Raw genomic sequence first — 24,217 nt, forward strand, 5'->3', positions numbered from 1 at the left:
CCCCCAAAGCATCTGTTCCCATGACCACCGTCCACACCTCCTCCATCCAGAGCCTGCCCCTGCTTGCGCGCGGCAAGGTGCGCGACAACTACGCCGTCGGCGAAGACCGCATCCTGATGGTCGCGAGCGACCGGCTCAGCGCCTTCGACGTGATCATGGGCGAGCCCATTCCCGGCAAGGGCGAGATCCTCACGCAGATGGCGCTGTGGTGGTTCGAGCGGCTGGGCCAGATCTGCCCCAACCACCTGACCGGCGATGCGCCCGAAAGCGCCGTGACGCCAGACGAAGTGCCGCAGGTCACGGGCCGCTCGATGCTGGTCAAGCGCCTGAAGCCGATTCCGGTCGAGGCCGTGGTGCGCGGCTACCTGGCCGGCAGCGGCTGGAAGGAATACCAGGAAAGCCGCTCGGTCTGCGGCGTGCCGCTGCCCGAGGGCCTGACCAACGCCAGCAAGCTGCCGCGCCCGATCTTCACGCCCGCCGCCAAGGCTGCGGCCGGCGAGCACGACGAGAACATCAGCTACGACCGCGTGGTCGAGATCGTCGGCCCCAAGCTGGCCCAGCAGATCCGCGAAACCAGCATCGCCATCTACGAAACCGCCGCGCAGATCGCCCTGACCAAGGGAATGATCATTGCCGACACCAAGTTCGAGTTCGGCCTGGACGAAGCCGGCACGCTGGTGCTGATGGACGAAGTGCTCACGCCCGACAGCTCGCGCTACTGGCCGGTCGAGGGCTACCAGGCCGCGCTGGCCGCTGGCGCTAACCCGCCGAGCTACGACAAGCAGTTCGTGCGCGACTGGCTCGAAGCCACCAAGATCAATGGCAAGCCCTGGGACAAGACGCCCCCGGCGCCGCGCCTGCCGGCTGAAGTCATCGAGAAGACAGCGGCCAAGTACCGTGAGGCGCTGGAGCGGCTCACGGGTTGAGGCCTGCCGTTTCGCAGCAGTAGTTCATCCCGGGCGCCTTGTCGCCACGGGAACAGGGGATGTCCGAACGTCCTCGCTCCGCCATCATGTGTGCCCAAGACATGAGGGGTGGGGAATATGGAAGGCAGAAACGTCCTGCGCTGGCAGCGCTGTGTGGCAACAGGGCTTGCCGTGGCCATTGCGGGCTGCAGCAGCACCAATCCCTACCAGCGCAGCGAGCGCGTCGACCGGCCCATCAGCCAGCTCGGCCGGGAGGAAGTCCGCTATGCCCATGCCGAGAGGCTGGCGGGCAACCTGCATGGCGCGCTCGGCGTGCTGAAGGACCAGCGCCGCGAGTGGTACGACTCCCTTTCGACGCAGGCGCGTGTTCGCGCCCTCACGCAGCTCGGACTGCTCGGCGTCACGGCGGCGGCGCTCTACAGCGGCCTGAAGTCGGGCGTGACGAGCGACCACGACAAGAAGCGCCTGGCCCTGGCCGGCGCGGTCGGTTTCGCGGCGTATTCGGGCAGCACATGGTTCGTCAATCCCGCCCAGGAGCAGGCCTACGTGGAAGGCATCCGCGAGTTGACCTGCGCGATGATGAACATCGAGCCGCTGCGCATGAGCGCTGTCGGTTTCTCCGTGATGAAGGAAGAGCGTCGGCTCCTGACGGAAGCCATCAACGCGCTCGACAAGGATTTGCTCGTCGCTGACGCCGCGGATCGCTATCCCCCAGACAGCAGGCGTGCCGTGGCGCGAGTTCGCGTGGAAGCACGGGATGCACTATGGCGCGCCCGCAAGACGCTGGCCTCCAGCGGGCAGTTGGCCGACCAGTTGAACAACAGCGGCGTCATCCTGATGCGCGAGGGTGATCTGGTTTTTGCCCGTATGGCCGCCCGCATCAATGCCGCCCACAAGGACATCACCCCGCCGGACACCATGGCTTCGCAGGCGGCGGGAATCATCGGCAAGTTCAGAGCGGTGAAGATCGATGTGCCAAGCGAGAGCAAAGGCACCGGTACGACGCCTCCCTCATCACCAGGCGCTGGCGACGGTGCTGCGCAGACGCGCGCGCCAGCCCCTTCCACAGCTGCGGCGAAGCCGCTGGGGACCGCGAGCATGCAGGAACTGCTCGCGCAGGTCGCCGCGCTGAACCAACAACAGACCGCGGCTGCATTGGCGGCGACAGAGCAAAAGCGGGACGACAAGCTCGAAGCGGAAGCCAGGAGGCAGCCGAAGACAACGACGTCTGAAGCCGAGACGGCGCGGGAGCTGGCCGAGAAGACGGCCGACCTCTATGCCGCCCGCCGCCCATTGAGCATGCGCCTGCTCAGCTTTGCTGAACAACGCAAGTCCGTGGAGCGGAACGGCAGTTGCGTCGGCGGCGTCAGCGCCATGAGCATCTCGCCGGCCGCCGACGCGAAGGTCGGCCAGGGCGATGCCTACGAGATCACCGTGAGCGGTGTGACCGTCTCGCCGCAGGTGTCGGTCAAGGGCCCGGCAGCCTTCGAAGTATTGGTCAGCGCGACAGCGAACCAGTATGTGGTGCGCATCAAGGTGGCGTCCGACGCCAAGGGCATGGTGGAAGTCACCATCTCCGACCGTGGACTGGCTACCGAGGAAATCGAGCTGACCGTCGCTGCGCCGGCCGCCAAATGAGCACGAGACCGGCGACCCTCAGCGCCCCCCGCCGCTGTTCAACAACGCCACCGTCCGCCCGCCACCATCCAGCAACGCCAGCCGGCTCGGCCCCGCCAGCCGGTAGCTCGCAGTGCTCTGCAGCGCGGAAATGAACTGCGCTTCATTGGCCCCGCGCACCGGGTCCGCGCAGGCCATGCGGGTCGAGGCCAGTTGGCCGATCCTCAGCGTGATACCGCTGCGCGTGAAGGTGCCCGAGATGCGGTTGCAGCCGCCCGAGCCGCTGACGCGGCCACTGCTGCGATCGAACTGAACTTGTGCTTCGCTCTGCCCGACCGGCTCGTCACCCAGTTGAGCAAGGCGCCAGACCGGCCCTTCGATCGGTTCATCGAGGCTGATGCCGCTCCCGCAACCGGTCAGCGCGGTCAGCAGCGCCGTCGTGGCAAGAAGGGGAAACACGATACGGCGGGCGAAGGAGCGCATGGCCAGTCTTCCTTTTCAATCTGCAACAAGTTGAATCGGGCGTGATCGTATTCGAGGCGGCCACGAAAAAGCGACCCCGAGGGTCGCTTTATGGATCCGCTTTCCGGATCAGCTCAGCACGATGCTGCTGAGGCGGCGGCGGTAGGTGGCCACCACCGGATCGTCTGGCGGGATCTGCCCGTCGGCCACCTTCACCTTTGGCGGCTCGATCAGGTCGAGGATCGCGATGTAGGTCTTGCGCGCCAGGTCTTCGCTCCAGGTCTTGTCGCGCATCAGGATGTCGAGCAGCTCGTCCATCGCGTCGGTCCAGCGCTGTGCGGCCATCAGCAGGCGGGCGCGGGCGAAGCGGGCGTCGAAGTCGCGCTTGTTGGCGGCGATTTTCGCTTCGAAGTCGGCGATCGCAGGCGCTGCACCTGCCACCGGTGCTGCGAAATCGATAGCATCCATCCAGCGCTGCAGCGCATCGAAGCGGCGCACCAGCGTGGTCTTGGCGATCACCGGGGCGAAGGCAACCTTGGCGTCATCGACGCGGCCTTCCTGCAGCAGCAGCTTGATGTAGTCGAAGCGGGCGTCGTCGTTGGCGGGGTCGGTGGCCACGGCGTGCTGCAGCCGTTCGAGCGCGCCCTGGGTGTCGCCTTCGGCCAGCGCTTCCTGCGCGGCGGCTTCTTCCGAGGCGGCTTCGGCCTCGTCGGCGCCTGGCACGTGCTTGTCGAGGAATTCGCGGATCTTGTCGGCCGGAATGGCGCCGACAAAGCCGTCCACCGGCTGGCCGTCCTTGAACATCACGCAGAACGGGATGCTGCGCACGCCGAACATTTCGGACAGCTGCGACGAAATCTGCGGCACCTTGTCGGCGTCGAGCTTGGCCAGCGTGAAGCGGCCGGCGTACTCGACTTCGAGCTTTTCGAGCACCGGGCCCAGCTGTTTGCAGGGGCCGCACCATTCGGCCCAGATGTCCAGCAGCACCGGCGTAGCCACTGAGCCTTCGATCAGTTCGGCCTGGAAATTTTCGAGAGTGATGTCGATCATCGGAACCAGCTGAGGGTGAAACGTAAAATTGAAACCATGAACGAAACCATTCAGGTCGGTGTAGTGATGGGCTCGAACTCCGATTGGGAGACGATGCGCAACGCGGTCGAGATTCTCCAGCAATTCGGAATCAGTCACGAAGCAAAGGTGGTCTCGGCCCACCGGATGCCCGATGCGCTCTTCGCGTATGCCGAAAGCGCCGCCGGGCGCGGGCTCACCGCGATCATCGCGGGCGCGGGCGGCGCGGCCCATCTGCCGGGCATGCTGGCCTCGAAAACCACGGTGCCGGTGCTGGGCGTTCCGGTGGCCAGCCGCCACCTGCAGGGCGTCGATTCGCTCTACAGCATCGTGCAGATGCCCAAGGGCGTGCCGGTGGCCACTTTTGCCATCGGCAACGCGGGCGCGGCCAATGCGGCGCTGTTCGCGGTGGCGATGCTGGCGGTGAACGATCCGGCGCTGCGCGCGAAGCTCGACGCCTTCCGCACGGCGCAGACCGCTGCCGCCGAAGCCATGACGCTGCCGCCGGCTGCCGCCGGCGACGCTGGCAAGGCGCCCCCCGTGTCCCCTTTCTCGCCGCAAGGCGGAGGTGCCCTGTGAGCAGCAGCAAGAACGGTGACCTGCCCATCCTCCCGGGCGCCACGCTCGGCGTGCTCGGCGGTGGCCAGCTGGGGCGCATGTTTGCCCACGCGGCCCAGCGCATGGGCTACTTCACGGCGGTGCTCGACCCCGACACCGACAGCCCCGCCGGCCGCGTGAGCCACCACCACATCCACACCGACTACGACGACGTCGACGGCCTGGCCCGCCTCGCCGGCCTGGCCGATGCGGTGACGACCGAGTTCGAGAACGTGCCCGCGCCTTCGCTGGAGCACCTGGCGGTCGCGCGGCCGGTGTCGCCCGGCGCCTCGGCTATCGCCATCGCGCAGGATCGCATCGCCGAAAAGGCCCACTTCACCCGCTGCGGCGTGCCCTGCGCGCCCTACGCGGTCATCGAGACCGCAGCGCAGCTCGCCGCCGTTGAAGACAGCCTGCTGCCCGGCATCCTGAAGACCGCGCGGCTGGGCTACGACGGCAAGGGCCAGCAGCGCGTGAAGACGCGCGCCGAGCTGGTCGATGCCTGGCAGGCCACGGGCTGCGTGCCCTGCGTGCTCGAGAAGATGCTGCCGCTGGAGTTCGAATGCTCGGTCATCCTGGCGCGCAGCCGCGACGGGCAGATCGTGCACTTCCCGCCGCAGCGCAACCTGCACCGCGACGGCATCCTGGCCATCACCGAGGTGCATCCGCAGAACATGCCGAAGACGGTGGCGCAGGGTGCGGTCAATTCGGCCAAGAGCATCGCCAACGGCCTGGGCTACGTGGGCGTGTTGTGCGTCGAGTTCTTCGCGCTGGCCGACGGCTCGCTGGTCGTCAACGAGATGGCGCCGCGCCCGCACAACAGCGGCCACTACACGATGGAAGCCTGCGACGTGTCGCAGTTCGAGCTGCAGGTGCGCACGCTCGCCGGCCTGCCGCTGGCCGCGCCGCGCCAGCACAGCCCCGCGATCATGCTCAACCTGCTGGGCGACCTGTGGTTCACCGAGGGCGGCGACAAGCCGGTTTCGCCGCGCTGGAGCGAAGTGCTCGCGCTGCCGGGCGTGCACCTGCACCTCTACGGAAAGATCGACCCGCGGCGCGGCCGCAAGATGGGCCACCTCACGCTCACCGGCGCCACGCTCGAAGCCGTGCGCGCCACCGCCTCGCAGGCCGCGCTGCTGCTGGGCCTGCCGGCGGTGACCACCGCCGATCTCGCATGATCCTCGACGGCCGCTCCCCCGAGGCCATTGCCGAAGCCGCGCGTGTGCTGCGCGCGGGCGGGCTGGTCGCCTTTCCGACCGAGACTGTCTACGGCCTGGGGGCCGACGCGAGCAGCGACATGGCCGTGGCCGGCATCTTCAAGGCCAAGGGGCGGCCCGCCGATCACCCGCTGATCGTCCACATGGCGGCCGGCATCAAGGGCACCGAGTCGCTGTCGCGCTTCGCCCAGCCGCTGCCGCTCTTCGCGCAGAAGCTCGTGCAGGCCTTCTGGCCCGGGCCGCTCACGCTGATCGTCACGCGCCAGCCCGGCGTGGGCGCGGCGGCCGCCGGCGGACAGGACACTATCGGCCTGCGGTGCCCTTCGCATCCCGTGGCGCAGGCGCTGCTCGAAGCCTGCGCCCAGCAGGGCGTGCCCGGCCTCGCGGGGCCCAGCGCCAACCGCTTCGGCCGCGTCAGCCCGACCACGGCGCAGCACGTGCACGACGAGTTCGGCGACGCGCTGCTGGTGGTCGACGGCGGAGCGTGCGAGGTCGGCATCGAGTCGACCATCGTCGACTGCAGCCGCGGCGCCCCCGTGCTGCTGCGGCCCGGCCTGATCACGCGTGCGCAGATCGAGGCTGCCTGCGGCGAGAAGCTCAGCGACCGCGAAGTGCTCGAAACACCCGACCCGCGCGCCTCGGGCACGCTGGAAGCGCACTACGCCCCGGACGCCAAGGTGCGGCTGATGGACGCCAAGGCGATCCAGACCGGCCTCGACGTGCTGGGCGCGAATGCCGCGCACATCGCCGTGTGGTCGCGCACCGTGGTGCGCAGCCGATCGCAGCGCGTGCTGCAGCGGCGCATGCCCGACGACGCGGTGGCCAGCGCGCAGCAGCTGTTCGCGGTGCTGCGCGAGTTCGACGCGCAGGGCGTCAAGCTGATCTGGGTCGAGATGCCGCCCGACACGCCCGATTGGGAAGGCGTGCGGGATCGGCTGCAGCGCGCGTCGGCTGCCTGATCAGCCCCCAGCGGCCAGCACGCCCTGGAAGAAGCCACGGGCCGAGGCCAGGCAGAACGGCGGCGCCAGCGTGCCGTGGTACGCCAGCGTGACCGCCTGCGCCTTGTCAGATGCACTGCCCGTCGTGTTCTGTGCCAGCAGGGCCTTGGCCTGCGCGAAGCCGGCACGGGCCGTCGAATAGGCATCGATCGCGGCCGAATCTTCCAGATCGACCACCGCCAGCGCGGCAGCCGGCACGCCCTTGGCGCGGAAGTAGCCTGACGTGGCGCGGGTGCTCACGAAGTTCACCGTCGGGTCGTTGGCGCCACCGCACATCAGCATCGGGCGGGTCGGCGTCCAGTTGCGCAGGTCGTTGGCGAGCGCCGCCTTGCGGAAGCCCGTGGACGGCTTGCAGTCCAGCGGCGAGGCCGTGCTGAGCGACGCCGACGTGGCCGGCAAGGCGTTGCCGGGGCAGGGCGTGGCCTGGATGTCGCCGGCCGCCTGCGTCAGGAAGCTCTGCTTGATGAGGTTGTTGGCGCCGTAGAAGATCGACAGCGAGGGGCTCACCGGCCCTGGCGTGGCATTGGCCGGGAACAGCGCCAGCTGCGGCAGCTTGCCGCTGGAGAACAGCGTGCCGGGCGAGGTGCTCGGCAGCAGGGTGTCGATGCCGGTGGCGTACTGCGCTTCATAGACGTCGCTGGTGGAGCTGTAGACGTTGCCGAACTGCTGCTGCCAGCTGGTCGACAGCAGCGGCACGAACAGCGTGGCGCCCAGCGCCGGCCAGCCCTGGTAGGTGTAGTCCGTCAGCAGGCTGATGGCCGAGGGTGCCGACAGCGGCGCCGACGCCGTCACCGTCTTGCCCGTGGCCTGCATCTCGCGGTGCGCCGCCATTGCCACATAGCCGCCCTGCGAGTAGCCGGTGATGAACAGCGAGCCGGCGTCGTTCGCGCCGATACCCGAGAAGGTCTTGCGCGCGGCGGTGAGCGCATCGACCATGTCCTTGCCCTGCTGGTCGCCATTGAGATACGGGTGGTAGGGCAGCGTCGACTTGTCGTAGCCCGCGTAGTTGGGCGCCACCACGATGTAGCCCTGTGCCGCGAACATGGCGGCGACCATCAGGCCCTCGCCGGCTGCCGCCTGCGTGCTGTCGGTCCACTTGGCCAGGTTGTAGGCCTTGGCGGCTGTGGTGCCGTGCGCGTAGAGCACCACCGGACGCTGGCCGCCGCAGGCCACATCGGAGCCGGTGGGCACCATGATCGCGGCGGTGGCGTTGGTGGCCTCGCTCTTTGCGCCGATGGTGCGGTATTCGAGGTAGCGCAGGTCGATGTCGCACTTGGGCGTGCCCGCCACCTGGAGCAGCGCCTTGCCCTGGTCGCTGGCCTGCAGGCTGGCGGTGAACTGGGTGGCCGTCAGATTCGCCGTCTGCTCGGGCGGGTTGGTGACCACCGAGCCCCGGCCGTTGTCGACGGCGGGCGGCGGAACGCCCACCCCGATGCCGATACCCCCGCCACCACCACCGCCTCCGCAGGCGGCGAGCAGCAGCAAGGTTGCGCCTGCGAGCGCCGTCAGGGCTGCTGTCTTGCGCAAAGGAGGGACGGACGAGTGGGGGTGCGGCTTTGTCAAGGCATGTCTCCTGCGTTGGTTTTGTACGGAAAAGAACGACCGAAAAGAACGACCGTCCGATTCTGTGCAGGGGCATGCCCGCGCGCAAGCGGGCGTTTGCCCTCAGAAGATTTCAGTACACGGCCGATGGCCGTGCGCCTTGTCGAGCCGTCGGCCTCAGTTGTCCTGCGAGGCCCAGTCGACCAGCGCGTCGAAGGCCGCGCGCGCGGCGCTTGCGTTCTCGCCGTTGGCGATGGCCACCAGCACGTAGCGGCGCCCGCTTGCGCCGTCCACGTAGCCGGCCACGCCGGAGGCGTCGCGCAGCGTGCCCGTCTTCAGGTGGGCCGAGCCGCCCGAGCGCAGCGTGCGCTTCTTCAACGTGCCGTCCACGCCCATGGCCGGTAGCGAGGACATCAGCTCAGGCATTACCGGCGAGCGCCATGCCACCTGCAGCATCTTGCCGAGTGCGGCGGCGCTGATGCGCTCGTCACGCGACAGGCCGGAGCCGTTCTCGAACACCGGCTGTGCCTCGCCCGTGCCGATGCGCTCGCGCCACCACTGGCCCAGCGCGGAGCGCGAGGCCTCGAAGGTGCCGCGGTTCTTCTGCGTGAGCCCGATCGTGAGGAACAGCTGCTGCGCCATCACGTTGTTGCTGTACTTGTTGATGTCGCGGATCACCTCGGCCAGCGGCGGCGACTCGAACTCGAAGGCCGGCTTCAGCCCCGCCGGCACGCGCCCCTCGCGCATCTGTCCGCCGACGCGCCCGCCCATCTCGGCCCACATGCCGCCGATGGCGCGCATGGCGTAGGTGCGCGGGTCGCCGTAGGCCACGGCCCAGCTCTTCTCGCCGCAGCCGGCCGGGAAGCCGCCGTTGAAGCGGATGCGGTTCACGTCGCTGAAGTCGGTGCGCAGCGCGGCGCGCCAGTCGCCGCATTCGCCGGGCACGATCGCCACGGTTGGCGGCATGGCCACGCTCGCCAGCGGGGGCTCGTAGCTCACCCGCGCGATCTGGCCGGCGCGGTCGGGCGCGAAAGTCATGTTGACCGACTTGAAGTTGACGAGCAGCGCGTCGGGCGAGGCGTTGTAGGGCCGCAGCGGTTCGCCATCGAAAGCGGCGGGGTCGCCCTCGACCGTGGTCTCGAAGGCGCTGCGGTCGATGACGATGTCGCCGCTCACCGTGGTGATGCCCAGCCCCTGCACGTGGCGCAGCAGCAGCCATACGCGCTCCAGCACCAGTTTCGGGTCGCCCTGGCCCTTGATGTACAGGTTGCCGTTGAGCACGCCGTTGTTCACCGTACCTTCGACGTAGACAGGCGTGGTCCAGTTGTAGGCCGCGCCGAGCAGGTCGAGCGCGGCGTAGGTGGTGACCAGCTTCATGATCGACGCCGGGTTCACCGGCGCCTGCGTGCGCCAGGCCAGGCGCGGCTGGCGCGTGCCGTCGGCCTCGGCCACCAGCATGGTCACGGACTCGCGCGGCACCTTGGCGCGGGCGAGGGCGGCATCGACCTGGGTCGGGAGTGCTTGCTGGGCGAAGGCGCCAGCCGAGGCCAGCAAGGAGAGAGTCAGTGCGCAGGCCGCGCGGCGGAAGGCAAGAGGCATCCGCCGATTATCCCGGCGCAAACACGTGCAGCTTCGCGTGATACAGCAGCATCACCGTCTTGGCATCGGCGATGCGGCCGTCGGCCACCATGGCCAGCGCCTCGTCGATGGCCAGCTCCAGCACCTCGATGTCCTCGCCCTCCTCGGGCAGCCCGCCGCCCGCGCCGATGCGCATCGAGGGCTCGTAGGGCGCGACGAAGAAGTGCAGCTTCTCGGTAACGGAACCCGGGCTCATGAAGCTCTCGAAGATCTTCTGCACCGTGCCGAGCCGGTAGCCCAGTTCTTCCTCGACCTCGGCGCGGATGCGCTCCTCGGGCTCCGCGTCGTCGAGCAGGCCGGCCGCGGCCTCGATCAGCAGGTCGTCGTGGCCGTTGACGAAGGCTGGGTAGCGGAACTGGCGCGTCAGCAGCACAGTGCGCTGCGCGAGGTTGTAGGGCAGCAAGGTGGCGCCGTTGCCGCGGTCGTAGGTTTCGCGGTGCATGCGCTGCCACTGGCCGTCGTTGCGCCGCCAGTCGAAGGCGGTGGTGCGCAGCGTGTACCAGTTGTCGGAAAGCAGGGTGACTTCGTGCACCCGGACGCGGTCTTGGATGGTCATGGCGGCGAGCATATGAGCGTATTCGTGCAAAAACAAGAAAAAACGTGCAATAAACGGCGCGCGCCGATACCATCGGCCGATGCTCACCAGTCAGCGCAAGCAACACATCCTCTCGGTCCTGCGGCGCGACGGCAACGTCGTTGCGAAGTCGCTCAGCGAAGAACTGGGCCTGTCGGAAGACACCATCCGCCGCGACCTGCGCGAGCTGGCCGCCGAGGGCCTGCTGCTGCGCGTGCATGGCGGCGCACTGCCGGTCGCGGCAGCCGAAGCCGACTTCGCAGGGCGCCAGCAGCTGGCCCCCGACGAAAAGGTGGCCATCGGCCGCGCCGCCGCTCGCCTCGTGAAGCCGGGGCAGGTGGTGTTCATCGATGGCGGCACCACCGCCGTGCAGCTTGCGCGCCACCTGCCGGCGAACCTGCAGGCTACGGTGGTCACGCACAGCCCGTCGGTGGCCATCGAACTGGTGGCGCATGCCGGCATCGAGGTGGTGCTGATCGGCGGGCGCCTCTTCAAGCACTCTGTGGTGGCGGTCGGCTCGGCGGCGATGGCGGCCATTGCGCGCATCCATGCCGACACGTATTTCATGGGCGTCACCGGCGTGCACGCCGAGGCGGGGCTGACCACTGGTGACCTGGAAGAGGCCGAGATCAAGCGCGCACTGATGGCTGCGGCGGCCGAGACGGTCGTGCTGGCCTCGTCGGAAAAGCTCGGTGCGGCGTCGGCGTGGGTGGTGAACCCCGTGACCTCGGCCACCAGCCTGCTGGTATCGCCGGACGCTCCGCCCAAGGCGCTGGCGCCGCTGCGCAAGGCGGGGCTGGCGATTTTGCGCAGCGATAACGGCGCGTGACCCTGGGGATTGGCCGCCCCCTCGATAATCGGCGGATGCCCCTCGCCCTGCCCAAGCTGCTCGCCTTCGACACCAGCACCGAGCACCTGTCCGTGGCCGTGCTGCACGGCGACAGGCTGCTCGCGCACAACGGCGTGGGCGGCGCGCAAGCCTCGACCACGCTGCTCCCGCTGATCCAGCAACTGCTGGGCGACGCCGGGCTGGTGCTGTCCGAGCTCGACGCCATCGTCTTCGGCCGCGGCCCCGGTTCGTTCACCGGGCTGCGCACCGCCTGCTCGGTGGCGCAGGGACTGGCCTTCGGCGCCAAGGTGCCGCTGCTGCCGGTCGACACGCTGCTCGCCGTGGCAGAAGAAGCGCGCCATGCCTTCGGCGTGCAGCAGGTGGTGGCCGTGCTGGACGCCCGCATGGACCAGATCTATGCCGCGCGCTACGACTTCGCGGCCAACGGCCCGCTTGGTGGCGACGACGAGCCCCTGCTGCTGTCGCCCGAAGACCTCGAAGTGCCCACCGGCTGGGCGCTTGCCGGCAATGCCTTTGCCGCCTACGGCCTTCGCCTCGCCCCGGCCGCTGCCCGCCACGAGGCGCTGCCGACCGCTACCGCCATGCTGCGGCTGGCCCCCGCGCTGCTCGCGGCCGGGCGCACGGTGCCGGCCGCGCAGGCCTGGCCGCTCTATGTTCGAGATAAAGTGGCGCAAACCACCGAAGAGCGCGCCGCCATCAAGGCGGCCGCAGCCGCCGCCAACTGACCCGCATGAGCGCCGTCCTCCAGCCCGTCGAAGCCCGCCTCGAACCGCTCACTGTCGAGCGGATCGATGCCGTCTGCGCGGTCGAGCAGACGGCCTACAGCCACCCCTGGACGCGCGCCAACTTCACCGATTCCATGGCCGTGGGCTACCACTGCCAGTGCCTGCTGGCGCCCGGCGTGGCACAGGGCGCGAGCTCGCCGGTCACCCTGCTGGGCGAAACGCTGATCGGCTACTACGTCGCCATGAAGGGCGTCGACGAGGTGCACCTGCTGAACATCACCGTCGCGCCGGCCTTCCAGCGCCAGGGCTGGGCGCCGCTCATGCTCGAGGCGCTGGGCGGCTGGTCGCGCGCCGAGGGGGCGCAGTGGCTGTGGCTCGAAGTGCGCCAGAGCAACCAGCGCGCGCTCGACATCTACATGCGCCAGGGCTTTCGCAGCGTCGGGGTGCGCAAGGGCTACTACCCGGCGCACGACGGCAAGCGCGAGGACGCCGTCGTCATGAGCCTGCGTTTGAACGAATCAGGCTCCGCCTGGGGAGCCTTGCGATGAGTGCGGTACAGACATTGAAGCTCGACGCGCGTCAGCGCGCGATGCTCGACGAGATGGGCGTGAAGGTCTGGTGGCCCGTGCCCGAGGCGGTGGAAGCGGCGGCGCCTGAGACGGCTGCTGTTGCCGAAGAAGAGGTAGCCGTGGTCGAAGAACGCGTGCAGGTCGAAGCACCCGTTGCCGCGCCGGCACCGGCCGCCCGGCCTGCTGCGGCACCCGCACCGGCTGCCCGCCCGGCGGCTGCGCCGCTGTCCCAGGGCGCTGCCGTGCTGGTCGAGGCGCCCTGCCGTCTCTATGCCGACGCTGGCGCACCGGAATCCACGCAGGGCGGCTGGCTGGTCGTGGCCGACATGCCGCCCGAAGCCGACGGCCGCCACGGCGAGCCCTTCGAGGGCGACGCCGGCCGCCTGCTCGACAACATGCTGCGCGCACTGAAGCTGCACGACGGCCAGACGCCAGTGCACCTCATGCGCACCCACCGCGGCGTGGCCGCCGGCCAGCCCGGCAGCCCGCGCGCAATCGACGAGGCCTTCGACGAGCACGCCGCGGCGCTCGCCCCCCGCATCGTGCTGGCGATGGGCCCGTTGGCGGCGCAAAGCCTGATGCGCAGCGGCGACCCGTTGGGCAAGCTGCGCGGCCGCGTTGTGCCGCTGGATTCCGTCGGTGGCGCGGCGGTGGTGGCGACCTACCACCCCGCGTATTTGCTGCGCAATCCCGCCGACAAGGCCCGCGCCTGGGCCGACCTCTGCCTGGCCGCCGAACAGCACACGCCCGCTCCAAGCTGAGGGCCGAAAGCGGGCCGCCTAAAATCAGGCCCCATGACTTTCCTCGACAAGCTGGCCGCCGCACAGCAAAAAAACGGCTCCCTGCTCTGCGTGGGGCTCGATCCGGAGCCAGCCAGATTTCCGGGGCAATTCAAGGGCGACGCCAGCCGCATCTATGACTTCTGCGCGCGCATCGTCGACGCGACGGCCGACCTGGTCATCGCCTTCAAGCCGCAGATCGCCTACTTCGCGGCCCACCGCGCCGAAGCCCAGCTCGAACAGCTGATGGAGCACATGCGCCGCAACGCGCCCCACGTGCCCACGATCCTCGACGCCAAGCGCGGCGACATCGGCTCCACCGCCGAGCAATACGCCCTGGAAGCCTTCGAGCGCTACGGCGCCGACGCGGTGACGCTGTCGCCCTTCATGGGCTTCGACTCGGTCGCGCCGTACCTCAAGCACGAGGGCAAGGGCGCCTTCCTGCTGTGCCGCACCAGCAACCCTGGCGGATCTGACCTGCAGGGGCAGCGGCTGGCGGATGTCGAGGGGCAGCCCTTTTTGTACGAACACGTCGCCAGGCTGGCGCAGGGGCCGTGGAACCTGAATGGCCAGCTTGGCCTGGTGGTGGGCGCGACCTACCCGGCAGAGATCGAACGCGTGCGCGAACTCGCGCCGACGGTGCCGCTGCTGATTCCAGGCGTCGGCGCCCAGGGCGGCGATGCGGTCGCCACGGTGCGCGCCGGCTGGCGTGCCGATGCGCCGATCGTCGTGAACTCGTCGCGAGCGATCATTTATGCGTCGTCGGGCGACGACTTTGCCGAAGCGGCGAAAAAGGCCGCGCGCACCACGCGCGACGCGTTGGAAGCCGCCAAACCCTGAGTTTCAGGCCCGCCGCAGGCGGGTGAAGAGCTCGAATTCCCAGTTGCGCATGCCCAGCAGCAGCGTGTAGCCCTCGCGGTCCTTGGCTGACAGCTTCTGGTCAGTCTGGTGCTGCTGCGCAAAGTCCTGCGCCACGCGCTGCAGGCGCTCCAGGAAGGCCGGCGCCAGCGAGCGGCTGATCGAGCCGTGCACCAGCAGCAGCCCCTCGGCCGGGCCGTCGAAGCCACCGCGGTAGTAGTCGAGCACCACGTTCTCGCGGAAAAACTCCATCACCGGGCCGTGCGGCCGCCAGCGGAAGGTCTTGGCGAGCTTCAGGCGATACCGATTGAGTGGGCGCAGCTCGATGATGCCGATGCGGTCCAGCTGCGCCAGGCAGCCGATGCACTCGGCCTCGCTCACGCGGTAGGCCGTCACGATCTGCTCCAGCGTCCACTGGCTCAGCACGCTGATGGCCACCAGCAGCAGCTTCTTGTCCTTGACCACGGCCTTTTCCTGCTCGTGCGTCAGCTCCTTCAGCAGCGGCTGGGCGTCGGCCACGCGGCGCGCCAGCTCGGCGAAATCGATCTTCAGCGCCCGGCAGATGGCGTCCACGCGCGACAGCGGCATGTCGCTCTTGGCCAGCATCCGCTTGACGCTGGATTCGGCCATATCGAGCGACCGCGCCAGGTCGGCGTAGGTCATGCGCGCGCTTTTGAGTTCGTTCTTGAGGGCCTGGACGAGATCGACGGTGGTGCTCATGGCCCGGAAGCGTACACGGGCGCCGGCAAGTATCGATTGAAGATACCGTCAGGTGTGAATTAGTGCCACGTATCGATTCTCGATGCCTGTGGAGCGGCCCGCCACTAAATTCCGCGGCTCGTACCGACCCACCCCCACCGAGGACCGCCATGCTTCTGCCCTCTCTCAGCCGCCGCGAACGCGGGTTGCTTTTCACTTTCGCGCTGCTTACGCTGATCGCCTTCTTCGGCCCCGATCTGCCGGCCGCCGAAGTCGCCATCGCCTCGGTGTTCGCCGACGACCGCGCCTGGCACGGCCTGCCCAACGCGATGGACGTGCTGAGCAACATTCCCTTCGTGGTGATCGGCCTGTGGGGCCTGTACCGGCTCAACCGCATCGACCGCTCGCACCAGGAAGCGCTGTCGCAATTCCCCCTGGCCCCGCCCGCCAGCGACCCGCCAGACAACACGCTGGACTGCGCCTGGCTCTTCTTCGCCGGCCTGATCGCCACCGCCGCGGGCTCGGCCTTCTTCCACCTCGTGCCCGACGCCCCCCGGCTCGCTGCCGACCGCGCCGGCATGGCGGTGGCCTTCGCAGGGCTGATCGGGGTGGCGGTCTGCGAGCGGGTGAGCCAGCGCGCCGGCTGGCCCGCCGCCTGGTTCGTGCTGACGGCCGGCCTGCTCTCGGCCGAGGTGTTCCAGGAAACCGGCAACGTCATGCCCTGGGCGCTGGTGCAGTTCGGCGGCATGGCGCTGGTGGTGACGCTGGCGCTGGCCACGCCGATGCGCAAGTCGCTCGGGCTGAAGCTGGGCTGGGTCATCTTCTTCTACGTGCTGGCCAAGGCCTTCGAGATGGCCGACCACCAGATCTACGAATTCACGCGGCACACGGTTTCAGGCCATACGCTGAAGCATCTGACGGCCTCGCTCGCCGGGCTGCCCGTGGTGCTTGCGCTCCACAAGCTCGAAATGCGCTGGGAAGCCGCACTACGGCACAATCCGGGCGCCGCCGCCGTGGCCGCCTGAGGAGCACTCTTCGAATGACAAATCCCGCCGCTGCCGCAGCCACACCCGTGGCCCATGAAGCGAACGCCCACGCCAACCAGTTCGCCCTCCTCAAGCAGCGGCGCTTCGCGCCTTTCTTCTGGACCCAGTTCGCTGGCGCGGCGAACGACAACCTCTTCAAGTTCGCCTTCACCGTCATGGTGACCTACCAGCTCCAGCTGAGCTGGATGCCGCCTGCCATGGCGGGGCTGGTGATCGGTGCGCTGTTCATCCTGCCGTTTTTGCTGTTCTCGGCCACGTCCGGCCAGCTCACCGACAAGTTCGACAAGACGAAGATGATCCGCTTCGTCAAGAACCTCGAGATCGTCATCATGCTGATTGCGGCCTGGGGCTTCGTCACGGCCAATGCCGTGGTGCTGCTGGGTTGCGTGTTCCTCATGGGGCTGCATTCCACGCTGTTCGGGCCGGTCAAGTTCGCCTACCTGCCGCAGGTGCTCGATGCGCGCGAGCTCACGGGCGGCAACGGCATGGTCGAGATGGGCACCTTCGTTGCCATCCTGCTCGGGCAGGTCGCGGGCGGGCTGCTGGTGGCGGTGCCGCAGATCGGCCACATGAGCGTGGCCGTGGGCTGCGTGCTGCTGGCGCTGGTGGGGCGGGGCGTGGCGCAGGCCATTCCGCAGGCGCCGGCCACCGACCCGGGGCTGGTCATCAACTGGAACCCCATCAGCGAAACCTGGCGCAACCTGAAGCTCGCGAACGAGAACGTGGTGGTGTTCCGCTCGCTGCTGGGCATTTCGTGGATGTGGTTCTTCGGCGCGGTGTTCCTGAGCCAGTTTCCGAGCTTCGCCAAGGAAGTGCTGCACGGCGACGAGCAGGTGGCCTCGCTGTTGCTGGTGGTGTTCTCGGTGGGCATCGGCGTCGGCTCGCTGCTGTGCGAGACGCTGAGCCGCCGGCAGGTGGAAATCGGCCTGGTGCCGCTGGGCGCCATCGGCATGAGCGTGTTCGCCATCGACCTGTACTTTGCTTCGCGCGGGCTGCCCAAGGTGCCCGAGATGGGCATCGGCGCCTTCGTGCACCAGGGCGCGCACTGGCGCGTGATGGCCGACCTGGCACTGCTGTCGCTGTTCGCGGGGCTCTACAGCGTGCCGATGTACGCGCTGATCCAGTTGCGCAGCCAGCCCACGCACCGCGCGCGCATCATCGCGGCGAACAACATCCTCAACGCGCTGTTCATGATCGGCAGCTCGGTCATCGCCGGTGCGCTGCTGGGGGCGGGCTTCACCATTCCGCAGATCTTTTTGTTCACCGGCATCGCCAACGCGGTGGTGGCGTTCTACATCTTCATGCTGGTGCCCGAGTACCTGCTGCGCTTCGTGGCCTGGGTGCTGTCGCGCTTTGTCTACCGTTTCGACATCAAGGGCGAGTCGCACATTCCCACCGAGGGCGCGGCGGTGCTGGTGTGCAACCACGTGAGCTTCATCGATGCGGTGCTGCTGATGGCGGCGAGCCCGCGGCCGATCCGCTTCATCATGGACCACCGCATCTTCAAGGTGCCGGTGCTCGGCTGGCTGTTCAAGCTGGCCAAGGCCATTCCCATCGCGCCACAGAAGGAAGACCCGGCAGCGTACGAAGCGGCCTTTGCCAAGGCGCTGGGCGTGCTGCGCGAGGGTGACCTGCTCGCAATCTTCCCGGAGGGTGCGATCACGCGCGACGGCACGCTGCAGCCCTTCAAGGGCGGCGTGATGAAGATCGTCGAGAGCGCGCGCGCCGAAGGCCTGGAGCCGCCGGTGATCCCGATGGCGCTGATCAACCTCTGGGGCTCGTACTTCAGCCGCATCGAGCTGCGTGGCGGCGAGCAGGTGGCCATGGCCAAGCCCTTCCGCCGCGGCTTCTTCAGCCGCGTGGGCCTGAACGTCGGCGGCCCCGTGCCGCCGGCCGAGGTGCAGCCCGAGTCGCTGCGCCAGCGCGTTGGCGCCCTGCTGGGCGCCTGAGACACCGCAAAAGTATCAGTTGCAGATACCGGTGGCGCTGAAAGCCGCCACTGGTGCAAGCATTCAAGCCTCGCGGTGCGGGGGCGAACCATCATTCGCTCACCTTCACTACGCCGCGAGGCACACATGCAACCCCTCTCATCCACCTCGACCGTTTTCATCCAGCGCGACACGCGGGCCTGGCAGTTCCAGGCCTGGGCTTCGTTCGCGATCGCCGTCTTCCTGTGCGCCACCGGCCTGAGCTGGCTGCCAGGGGAGGCGCTGGACCGGGCGTTCATGGTGATGGGCTACGTGTTCTGCCTGAGCACCGCCTTCATGCTGGCCAAGTTCGTGCGCGACAGCCAGCAGGCCGCCGAGCGCGGCGCCGATGCGGGCCGTGACGTGCCTATGTGGAAGCTGGTCGTCTGGGGCAGCTTCTTCACCGCGATGGGCCTGACCGGCTGGGGCCTCGTGCGCATGGAGATCAACGAGGCCTACAAGGCCTTCCTGGGCGTGAGCTGGCTGTTCCTCATCAGCTCGGCCTTCACGCTGGCCAAGACGCTGCGCGACCGCCATGAAGCCGACATGGCCGAAGCCCGCCTGCAGGGCCGCCGCCAGGCCCGCGCCGAAGCCGCTGCTTCCTCTGCCGAATAACCCATGTCCGATCAACGAAAGCCCATCATGAAAAAGTCGATTGCCGCTGTCCTCGTCGCCGCCTGCACCGCCTTCGCCGGCGTCACGGTTCCCCTGCATGCCCAGGCGCAGAGCGAGGCTTCGATTGCCCTCTCGCTGATGCCGGTGGCATCGGTGGTGGTCACCGCCTCCGCTGTCGGGGCTTCGGCCACCGCGGCGGTCGCGCTGCCTGCCGCGCTGTCGGTGGCGGGCTCGACGCTCACTGTGGTCGCGGTCGAAGCCTCTGCCGACGGCACGGTGTACGTGCTCGAACGCGCCTCGGACGGCGCGCGCGCCAGCATCAAGGTGGCAGGGCGCGCCGCCAACGGCGTATCGAACGCGGTTGGCACCAGCGTCGTCGTCAGCGTGATCGGCACGGGCGTCGTGCTGTCGGCCGCCGGTGAAGTGCTGGCCTTTGTGCCCAACGCCATCGGCCGCGCGCTGCTCTACAACGAGAGGCTGTCATGAAGCGCGGCGCGCTGCCCGTGTTCTGCGGGCTCGCCACCGTCGTCGTCTTCGCCGCGATGGCCTTGCTGCCGATGCAGGCGCGGGCCGGCCGCTCGTGCGAGCAGGTCAGGCCGACGCCCGACGTGATCGTCAAGGGCATGCAAATGGCCGAGCGCACCTCGCAGGCGCTCGACGCCAGCGGCGCGCGCGTCGTGATCCTCGCGCGCGCCGGGCAAGACCTGAGCAAGTACGGCCTGCGCTATTCGCACCTGGGCTTCGCCTACAAGACCGATGCCGGCCCGTGGCGCGTGGTGCACAAGCTCAACCAGTGCGGCACCGCGGTGGCGGCCATCTACCGCCAGGGGCTGGGCGAGTTCTTCCTCGACGACCCGTGGCGCTACGAGGCGGCCTGGGTCGTGCCCACGCCCGACGTGCAGACGCATCTGCTGGCCGTGCTGAACGAATCGCCCGCGCGCATCGTGCGGCTGCACATCGCGCCGTACAGCATCGTGAGCTACGTCTGGGGCCAGAAGTACCAGCAGTCGAACCAGTGGGCGGTGGAGACGCTGGCCGCCGCCATGGAACCCGCCACCATCGTCAACCGCACGCAGGCGCAGGCCTGGATGCAGTTCAAGGGCTACGAGCCGACCACGCTGAAGCTCGGGCCACTCACCCGGCTGGGCGGCCGCGTAGGCTCGGCAAACGTGGCCTTCGACGATCATCCGAACGACAAGCGGTTCTCGGACCGCATCGAGACGGTGACGGTCGATTCGGTGTTCGCGTGGCTGCCGCGTGCCGGGCTGGGCGCGGCGCCGGTGACACTCAGGCTTCAATAACGAGAACGAGGAGAAAACAACATGAGCAAATCCCTGCGCCTTTCCGAAAAATGGTTCCGCCGCGGCCTCTGGCTGGTGGCGCTGGTGTTCGCGAGCTTCCTCATCGGGCTCGGCAGCACCGTCGTGAGCGACCTGCCGCAAGTGGAGCGCGTGCGCCAGCTCGACGACTTCATCGACAAGCCCAAGGCCGAGCCGCTGCGCGCCACCATCAAGGCCTCTGAAGCCGCTGAGCTGGAGGCCGCGCGCGACCTGGATCAGATCCGCCTGCAGCTCAACGCCGCGCAGCAGGCCAGCGCCAATGCGCGCGAGACTTTCGGCAACTGGATCGCCACGCGCCGCGCCACCGCGCAGCCCGACCAGGACACCGAGCTCATCGCGCGCACCAAGACGCTCGACGCCTTCAAGCAGAAAGAAAACGAGCTGCAGCGCAAGGTCAACGCGCAGCAGCAGATCGCGCTCGATGCGCGCCAGGCCGAGCAGCGCGCCCGTACGGCGCTTGCCGACCTGGAGCGCGACGCGCAGATCAAGCTCGACGCCGAATACCGCCGCATCGAGCTGCGCGTGTTCGCCTACCGGCTGGCGCTTACGCTGCCGCTGCTGCTAGTAGCCGGCTGGCTGTTTGTGAAGAAGCGCAAGAGCACCTACTGGCCGTTCGTGTGGGGCTTCATCTTCTTCGCGCTGTTCGCCTTCTTCGTCGAGCTGGTGCCCTATCTGCCGAGCTATGGCGGCTATGTGCGCTACGTGGTGGGCATCGTGCTCACGGTGCTGGTGGGGCGCTATGCCATCGTCGCGCTCAACCGCTACCTGGCGCGGCAGAAGCTGGCCGAGCAGCAGCCCGACCAGGTGCGGCGCGAAGAGCTCAGCTACGACACAGCGCTCGCGCGCCTGGGCAAGAGCGTGTGCCCCGGCTGCGAGCGGCCGGTGGACCTGAAGAACAACGAGATCGACTTCTGCCCGCACTGCGGCATTGGCCTGTTCGACCACTGCGGCAATTGCGAGACGCGCAAGAGCGCGTTCTCGAAGTTCTGCCATGCCTGCGGAACCTCGGCCGCGCCGCGCGTGTTGCCGCCCATTGCATCGCCTGCCGCGTAGTCTGCGAATTCGGTCACAGGAGGCGGCCCGATCGACACACCGTGTAGCTGGTATGCCGCACGGTCGTGCTACAACCGCCGACTGCGACACAAACGTTGCCGCAGATTTTCAGCCAACCCCTTCGACGGAGCACCAGCATGAGCATTTTCGGCAGCATCCTTTCCAAGATTTTCCCGTCCGCAAACGCCGCGCCCGCACCTGCTGCGCCGGCCCCTGACGCACCCGCAGGCGCCCCCGCCGCGGCAGCGCCGCCGCCCGCCATCACCGTGGTGGACGTCGAGGCTCTGCTCGACGGCATGCCCGGCGCGAGCAGCCTGAACTGGCGCACCTCCATCGTCGACCTGATGAAGCTCCTGGGCCTGGACAGCAGCCTCGACGCACGCAAGCAACTGGCCGCCGAACTGAGCTACGGCTCGGACACCAGCGACAGCGCCAAGATGAACATCTGGCTGCATCGCCAGGTGATGACCAAGCTGGCCGCCAACGGTGGCAAGGTGCCCGCAGAACTGCGCGACTGACCTGCTCGCAACGCACATCAAAAAGCCCGGCATGCCGGGCTTTTTGCTTGGTGGAGGAGGCGAAGAAAGGCTTCAGGTCCAGCCTGCGTCCACCACATAGTCCTGCGCTGTGCACATGCGCGAATCGTCCGCCGCCAGGAACAGCGCCATCGCCGCAATGTCTTCCGCCATCACGCGCCCCGGCAGGCATTGCGCCGCATCGATCTCCGCGCCCGATTCGGGCTTGACCCATAGCTTGATCTGCCGCTCGGTCATCACCCAGCCCGGCACGATCGAATTCACGCGGATGTTCTGCTTGCCCAGGTCGCGCGCCAGCGAACGTGTGAGGCCGCGCGCCGCCGCCTTGCAGGCCTGGTACACCGGGTAGCCCTTGCCCTTGATCATCCAGCTGATGGAGCCGAAGTTGACGATCGAGCCGCCGCCCAGCGCGCGCATGTCGTCGGCCACCGCCTGCGCGGCGAAGAACTGGTGCTTGAAGTTGACGGCCACGAGGCGGTCGAAGTCTTCGCTGGTCACGTCGGCCATTTCGTGGCGGCGGTCGTTGGCTGCGTTGTTCAGCAGCACGGCAATCGGTCCGAAGCGCTGGCGGACCGCGTCGATGGCGGCGGCGAGCGCGACTGTATCGGTCACGTCGCACGGTACGAACAGCGCCGGGTGCTCGCCTTGCAGCTGGGCCGCGAGCGCGTTGCCGGCAGCAGCATCGAGGTCGCAGAAACCGACCTTCGCGCCCTGCGCATGAAAGGCCCGCACCAGCGATTCGCCGATGCCACTGGCGCCGCCGGAGATGAACACGGTGCGCCCGGCCAGCGAGGGATAGCGGGCGGTGTAGGGCGAAAGTTGTGATGCGTCGGTCATGTGAATGCGGCAACAGCGGTGAGGAGAGTCGGCAAGCGTACCGGATGCATGTGCCCCTGCCGGGCGCGGGGCCGCCGGCCGGCGTATGGCTTACGGCGAATGGGCAGCGCGGGCCTGCGTGACTACGCTTGCCTGCATGACGAAGACCTTTCCCCGCCGCGCCCTCCTTGCGCTCTCGCTTCTCCCTGCCGCCCTGGCTGTGCGCTCAGTTCGCGCCCAGGCGCCGGCAGCGCCTGTGCAGCTTTTCAAGGTGGTCTCGCCGCGCGACGAGGTTGTCGTGGGCGTCGATGCGGCGCAGCTCGGCGCGGGTTCCAACCCCGCCGTGGAGCGGCTGGCTGCGCAGCTCGCCGCGAAGGGCCAGCTCACGCTCTGGCAGTACGCCTCGCACAAGGACGCGGGCGGCGCGTTGGTGCAGGCGCCGCTCAAGCAGATCGTCGTCTTCAAGAACGAGCTGCTGCGCATCGAGCCCTATGCGACGCCGCTGCCGATCCAACCTTTGAAGTAGCGGTTGGCAGCCCCGGGGGCGTCAGACGCCGCGTGCGCGCTCCGACTTGAAGCGCGCGCGAAACTCCGTGAACGTGCCCGCGTCCAGCGCTTCGCGGATCTCGCTCATCAGGTTCAGGTAGTAGTGCAGGTTGTGAACGGTCGTGAGCATCGGCCCCAGCATTTCGCCGCAGCGGTCCAGGTGATGCAGGTAGGCGCGGCTGAAGCCCTCGCGCCCGCCGTCGTTCCAGCTCACGCCCGAGGTGCCCGCGCAGGCGTGGCAGGTGCAGCTCGGGTCGATGGGCTGCGGGTCGCTCTTGTGGCGCGCGTTGCGCATCTTCAGGTCGCCGAAACGCGTGAAGAGGGTGCCGTTGCGTGCATTGCGCGTGGGCATCACGCAGTCGAACATGTCGACGCCGTCGGCCACGCCCTGCAGCAGGTCTTCCGGCGTGCCCACGCCCATCAGGTAGCGCGGCTTGTTCGCGGGCAGCCGGTGCGGCGTGTGGCCCATGATGTGCAGCATCTCTTCCTTGGGCTCGCCCACGCTCACGCCGCCGATGGCATAGCCCGGAAAGTCCATGTCGACCAGCGCCGCCAGCGACTCTTCGCGCAGGTTCTCGAACATGCCGCCTTGCACGATGCCGAAGAGGGCGTTCGGGTTCTCGAGCCGCGCGAACTCGCTCTGGCAGCGCTTGGCCCAGCGCAGGCTCAGCTCCATCGAGATGCGCGCCTCGGCCTCGGTCGTGATGTGGCCCTTGGTGTCGTAGGGCGTGCACTCGTCGAACTGCATCACGATGTCGCTGTTGAGGATGGTCTGGATCTGCATCGAGACCTCGGGCGTGAGGAACAGCTTGTCGCCGTTGACGGGCGACGCGAACTTCACGCCCTCTTCGCTGATCTTGCGCATTGCGCCCAGCGACCACACCTGGAAGCCGCCCGAGTCGGTGAGGATGGGCTTGTCCCACTTCTCGAACTGATGCAGCCCGCCGAAGCTCGCCATCACGTCGAGGCCGGGGCGCATCCACAGGTGGAAGGTGTTGCCCAGGATGATCTGCGCACCCATCTCTTCCAGGCTGCGCGGCATCACGCCCTTGACGGTGCCGTACGTGCCCACGGGCATGAAGATCGGCGTCTGCACCTTGCCGTGGTTGAGCGTGAGCGTGGCGCGGCGCGCGTGGCTGTCGGGGTCGGTCTTGAGGAGTTCGAAGGAGAGCATCGGAA

General features: G+C 68.3%; 26 protein-coding genes. 18 read left to right on the top strand and 8 right to left on the bottom strand.

Annotation, left to right across the window (positions count from 1 at the left end):
• Nucleotides 1-20 precede the first annotated feature (20 nt).
• Nucleotides 21-926, top strand: coding sequence for a phosphoribosylaminoimidazolesuccinocarboxamide synthase (locus NWF24_RS33565; protein ID WP_258352279.1), 906 nt, complete (start codon nt 21-23; stop codon nt 924-926).
• A gap of 117 nt (nt 927-1,043) precedes the next feature.
• Nucleotides 1,044-2,564, top strand: a complete 1,521-nt coding sequence (locus NWF24_RS33570) for a hypothetical protein (RefSeq protein ID WP_258352280.1) — start codon at nt 1,044-1,046, stop codon at nt 2,562-2,564.
• 18 nt (nt 2,565-2,582) lie between these two features.
• Here the strand turns inward: NWF24_RS33570 and NWF24_RS33575 are convergent, their stop codons facing one another.
• Nucleotides 2,583-3,026 (bottom strand): META domain-containing protein, encoded by a 444-nt coding sequence (locus NWF24_RS33575; protein ID WP_258352281.1) that lies wholly within the window; start codon nt 3,024-3,026, stop codon nt 2,583-2,585.
• Between the two features lie 108 nt (nt 3,027-3,134).
• A complete protein-coding gene (locus tag NWF24_RS33580; protein WP_258352282.1) occupies nt 3,135-4,055 on the bottom strand; it encodes a tetratricopeptide repeat protein in 921 nt (306 codons plus the stop codon).
• A 36-nt stretch (nt 4,056-4,091) separates the two neighbouring features.
• Here NWF24_RS33580 and purE point away from each other — a divergent pair, with 36 nt between their 5' ends.
• From purE to NWF24_RS33595, 3 genes are read left to right on the top strand one after another with little or no spacing between them, the layout of a single operon-like run.
• Complete coding sequence (gene purE, locus NWF24_RS33585; RefSeq protein ID WP_258352283.1) at nt 4,092-4,652, top strand: 5-(carboxyamino)imidazole ribonucleotide mutase; 561 nt, start codon at nt 4,092-4,094, stop codon at nt 4,650-4,652.
• Nucleotides 4,649-5,848 (top strand): 5-(carboxyamino)imidazole ribonucleotide synthase, encoded by a 1,200-nt coding sequence (locus NWF24_RS33590; RefSeq protein ID WP_258352284.1) that lies wholly within the window; start codon nt 4,649-4,651, stop codon nt 5,846-5,848. Before purE ends, NWF24_RS33590 begins: the two co-directional genes overlap by 4 nt.
• A complete protein-coding gene (locus NWF24_RS33595) occupies nt 5,845-6,846 on the top strand; it encodes an L-threonylcarbamoyladenylate synthase (protein ID WP_258352285.1) in 1,002 nt (333 codons plus the stop codon). Before NWF24_RS33590 ends, NWF24_RS33595 begins: the two co-directional genes overlap by 4 nt.
• On the opposite strand, the gene NWF24_RS33600 is transcribed toward NWF24_RS33595, so the two are convergent.
• The 3 genes from NWF24_RS33600 to NWF24_RS33610 form a co-directional block, all read right to left on the bottom strand.
• Complete coding sequence (locus NWF24_RS33600; RefSeq protein WP_258352286.1) at nt 6,847-8,448, bottom strand: alpha/beta hydrolase family protein; 1,602 nt, start codon at nt 8,446-8,448, stop codon at nt 6,847-6,849.
• A 156-nt stretch (nt 8,449-8,604) separates the two neighbouring features.
• Entirely contained in the window at nt 8,605-10,026 is a 1,422-nt protein-coding gene (dacB, locus tag NWF24_RS33605) for a D-alanyl-D-alanine carboxypeptidase/D-alanyl-D-alanine endopeptidase (RefSeq protein WP_258352287.1), read from the bottom strand.
• 7 nt (nt 10,027-10,033) lie between these two features.
• A complete protein-coding gene (locus NWF24_RS33610) occupies nt 10,034-10,621 on the bottom strand; it encodes a GDP-mannose pyrophosphatase (protein WP_258352288.1) in 588 nt (195 codons plus the stop codon).
• 79 nt (nt 10,622-10,700) lie between these two features.
• Here NWF24_RS33610 and NWF24_RS33615 point away from each other — a divergent pair, with 79 nt between their 5' ends.
• Genes NWF24_RS33615 through pyrF form a run of 5 tightly spaced genes read left to right on the top strand, consistent with a single transcriptional unit; the run spans nt 10,701 to nt 14,402 of the window.
• Nucleotides 10,701-11,468, top strand: a complete 768-nt coding sequence (locus NWF24_RS33615; protein WP_258352289.1) for a DeoR/GlpR family DNA-binding transcription regulator — start codon at nt 10,701-10,703, stop codon at nt 11,466-11,468.
• A 35-nt stretch (nt 11,469-11,503) separates the two neighbouring features.
• The gene (gene tsaB / locus NWF24_RS33620) at nt 11,504-12,214 is read left to right on the top strand and encodes a tRNA (adenosine(37)-N6)-threonylcarbamoyltransferase complex dimerization subunit type 1 TsaB (RefSeq protein WP_258352290.1); all 711 of its coding nucleotides are present in this window, start codon (nt 11,504-11,506) and stop codon (nt 12,212-12,214) included.
• A 5-nt stretch (nt 12,215-12,219) separates the two neighbouring features.
• Nucleotides 12,220-12,762, top strand: a complete 543-nt coding sequence (gene rimI / locus NWF24_RS33625; protein WP_258352291.1) for a ribosomal protein S18-alanine N-acetyltransferase — start codon at nt 12,220-12,222, stop codon at nt 12,760-12,762.
• Nucleotides 12,759-13,544: a uracil-DNA glycosylase family protein gene (locus NWF24_RS33630; RefSeq protein WP_258352292.1), complete on the top strand. Its 786-nt coding sequence runs from the start codon at nt 12,759-12,761 to the stop codon at nt 13,542-13,544. Before rimI ends, NWF24_RS33630 begins: the two co-directional genes overlap by 4 nt.
• A gap of 33 nt (nt 13,545-13,577) precedes the next feature.
• Nucleotides 13,578-14,402 carry an orotidine-5'-phosphate decarboxylase gene (pyrF, locus tag NWF24_RS33635; protein WP_258352293.1) on the top strand — a complete coding sequence of 275 codons (825 nt, stop codon included), beginning with the start codon at nt 13,578-13,580 and terminating at the stop codon, nt 14,400-14,402.
• Between the two features lie 3 nt (nt 14,403-14,405).
• Here pyrF and NWF24_RS33640 read toward each other — a convergent pair whose 3' ends face one another.
• On the bottom strand, nt 14,406-15,140 hold the full coding sequence (locus tag NWF24_RS33640) for a helix-turn-helix domain-containing protein (RefSeq protein WP_258352294.1): 735 nt from the start codon (nt 15,138-15,140) through the stop codon (nt 14,406-14,408).
• Between the two features lie 149 nt (nt 15,141-15,289).
• On the opposite strand from NWF24_RS33640, the gene NWF24_RS33645 reads away from it, so the two are divergent.
• From NWF24_RS33645 to NWF24_RS33675, 7 genes are all read left to right on the top strand, one after another.
• Complete coding sequence (locus NWF24_RS33645) at nt 15,290-16,144, top strand: hypothetical protein (RefSeq protein ID WP_258352295.1); 855 nt, start codon at nt 15,290-15,292, stop codon at nt 16,142-16,144.
• A gap of 14 nt (nt 16,145-16,158) precedes the next feature.
• Complete coding sequence (locus NWF24_RS33650) at nt 16,159-18,114, top strand: MFS transporter (protein WP_258352296.1); 1,956 nt, start codon at nt 16,159-16,161, stop codon at nt 18,112-18,114.
• Nucleotides 18,115-18,240: 126 nt separating this feature from the next.
• Complete coding sequence (locus NWF24_RS33655) at nt 18,241-18,747, top strand: YiaA/YiaB family inner membrane protein (RefSeq protein ID WP_258352297.1); 507 nt, start codon at nt 18,241-18,243, stop codon at nt 18,745-18,747.
• A gap of 27 nt (nt 18,748-18,774) precedes the next feature.
• Complete coding sequence (locus NWF24_RS33660) at nt 18,775-19,233, top strand: hypothetical protein (protein ID WP_258352298.1); 459 nt, start codon at nt 18,775-18,777, stop codon at nt 19,231-19,233.
• Complete coding sequence (locus NWF24_RS33665; protein WP_375338431.1) at nt 19,230-20,048, top strand: DUF2145 domain-containing protein; 819 nt, start codon at nt 19,230-19,232, stop codon at nt 20,046-20,048. Before NWF24_RS33660 ends, NWF24_RS33665 begins: the two co-directional genes overlap by 4 nt.
• Nucleotides 20,049-20,069: 21 nt before the next feature.
• Complete coding sequence (locus NWF24_RS33670) at nt 20,070-21,140, top strand: zinc ribbon domain-containing protein (RefSeq protein ID WP_258352299.1); 1,071 nt, start codon at nt 20,070-20,072, stop codon at nt 21,138-21,140.
• A gap of 137 nt (nt 21,141-21,277) precedes the next feature.
• Nucleotides 21,278-21,658, top strand: coding sequence for a DUF3597 domain-containing protein (locus NWF24_RS33675; RefSeq protein WP_093055446.1), 381 nt, complete (start codon nt 21,278-21,280; stop codon nt 21,656-21,658).
• 72 nt (nt 21,659-21,730) lie between these two features.
• Here NWF24_RS33675 and NWF24_RS33680 read toward each other — a convergent pair whose 3' ends face one another.
• A complete protein-coding gene (locus NWF24_RS33680) occupies nt 21,731-22,513 on the bottom strand; it encodes an SDR family NAD(P)-dependent oxidoreductase (protein WP_258352300.1) in 783 nt (260 codons plus the stop codon).
• A 136-nt stretch (nt 22,514-22,649) separates the two neighbouring features.
• Between NWF24_RS33680 and NWF24_RS33685 the strand changes: the two genes are divergently transcribed.
• Nucleotides 22,650-23,018: a hypothetical protein gene (locus tag NWF24_RS33685; protein ID WP_258352301.1), complete on the top strand. Its 369-nt coding sequence runs from the start codon at nt 22,650-22,652 to the stop codon at nt 23,016-23,018.
• 21 nt (nt 23,019-23,039) lie between these two features.
• Here the strand turns inward: NWF24_RS33685 and tgt are convergent, their stop codons facing one another.
• A complete protein-coding gene (gene tgt / locus NWF24_RS33690) occupies nt 23,040-24,212 on the bottom strand; it encodes a tRNA guanosine(34) transglycosylase Tgt (protein ID WP_258352302.1) in 1,173 nt (390 codons plus the stop codon).
• Nucleotides 24,213-24,217: the final 5 nt, after the last annotated feature.

The organism is Variovorax paradoxus (genome assembly GCF_024734665.1).
Lineage (GTDB): Bacteria > Pseudomonadota > Gammaproteobacteria > Burkholderiales > Burkholderiaceae_C > Variovorax.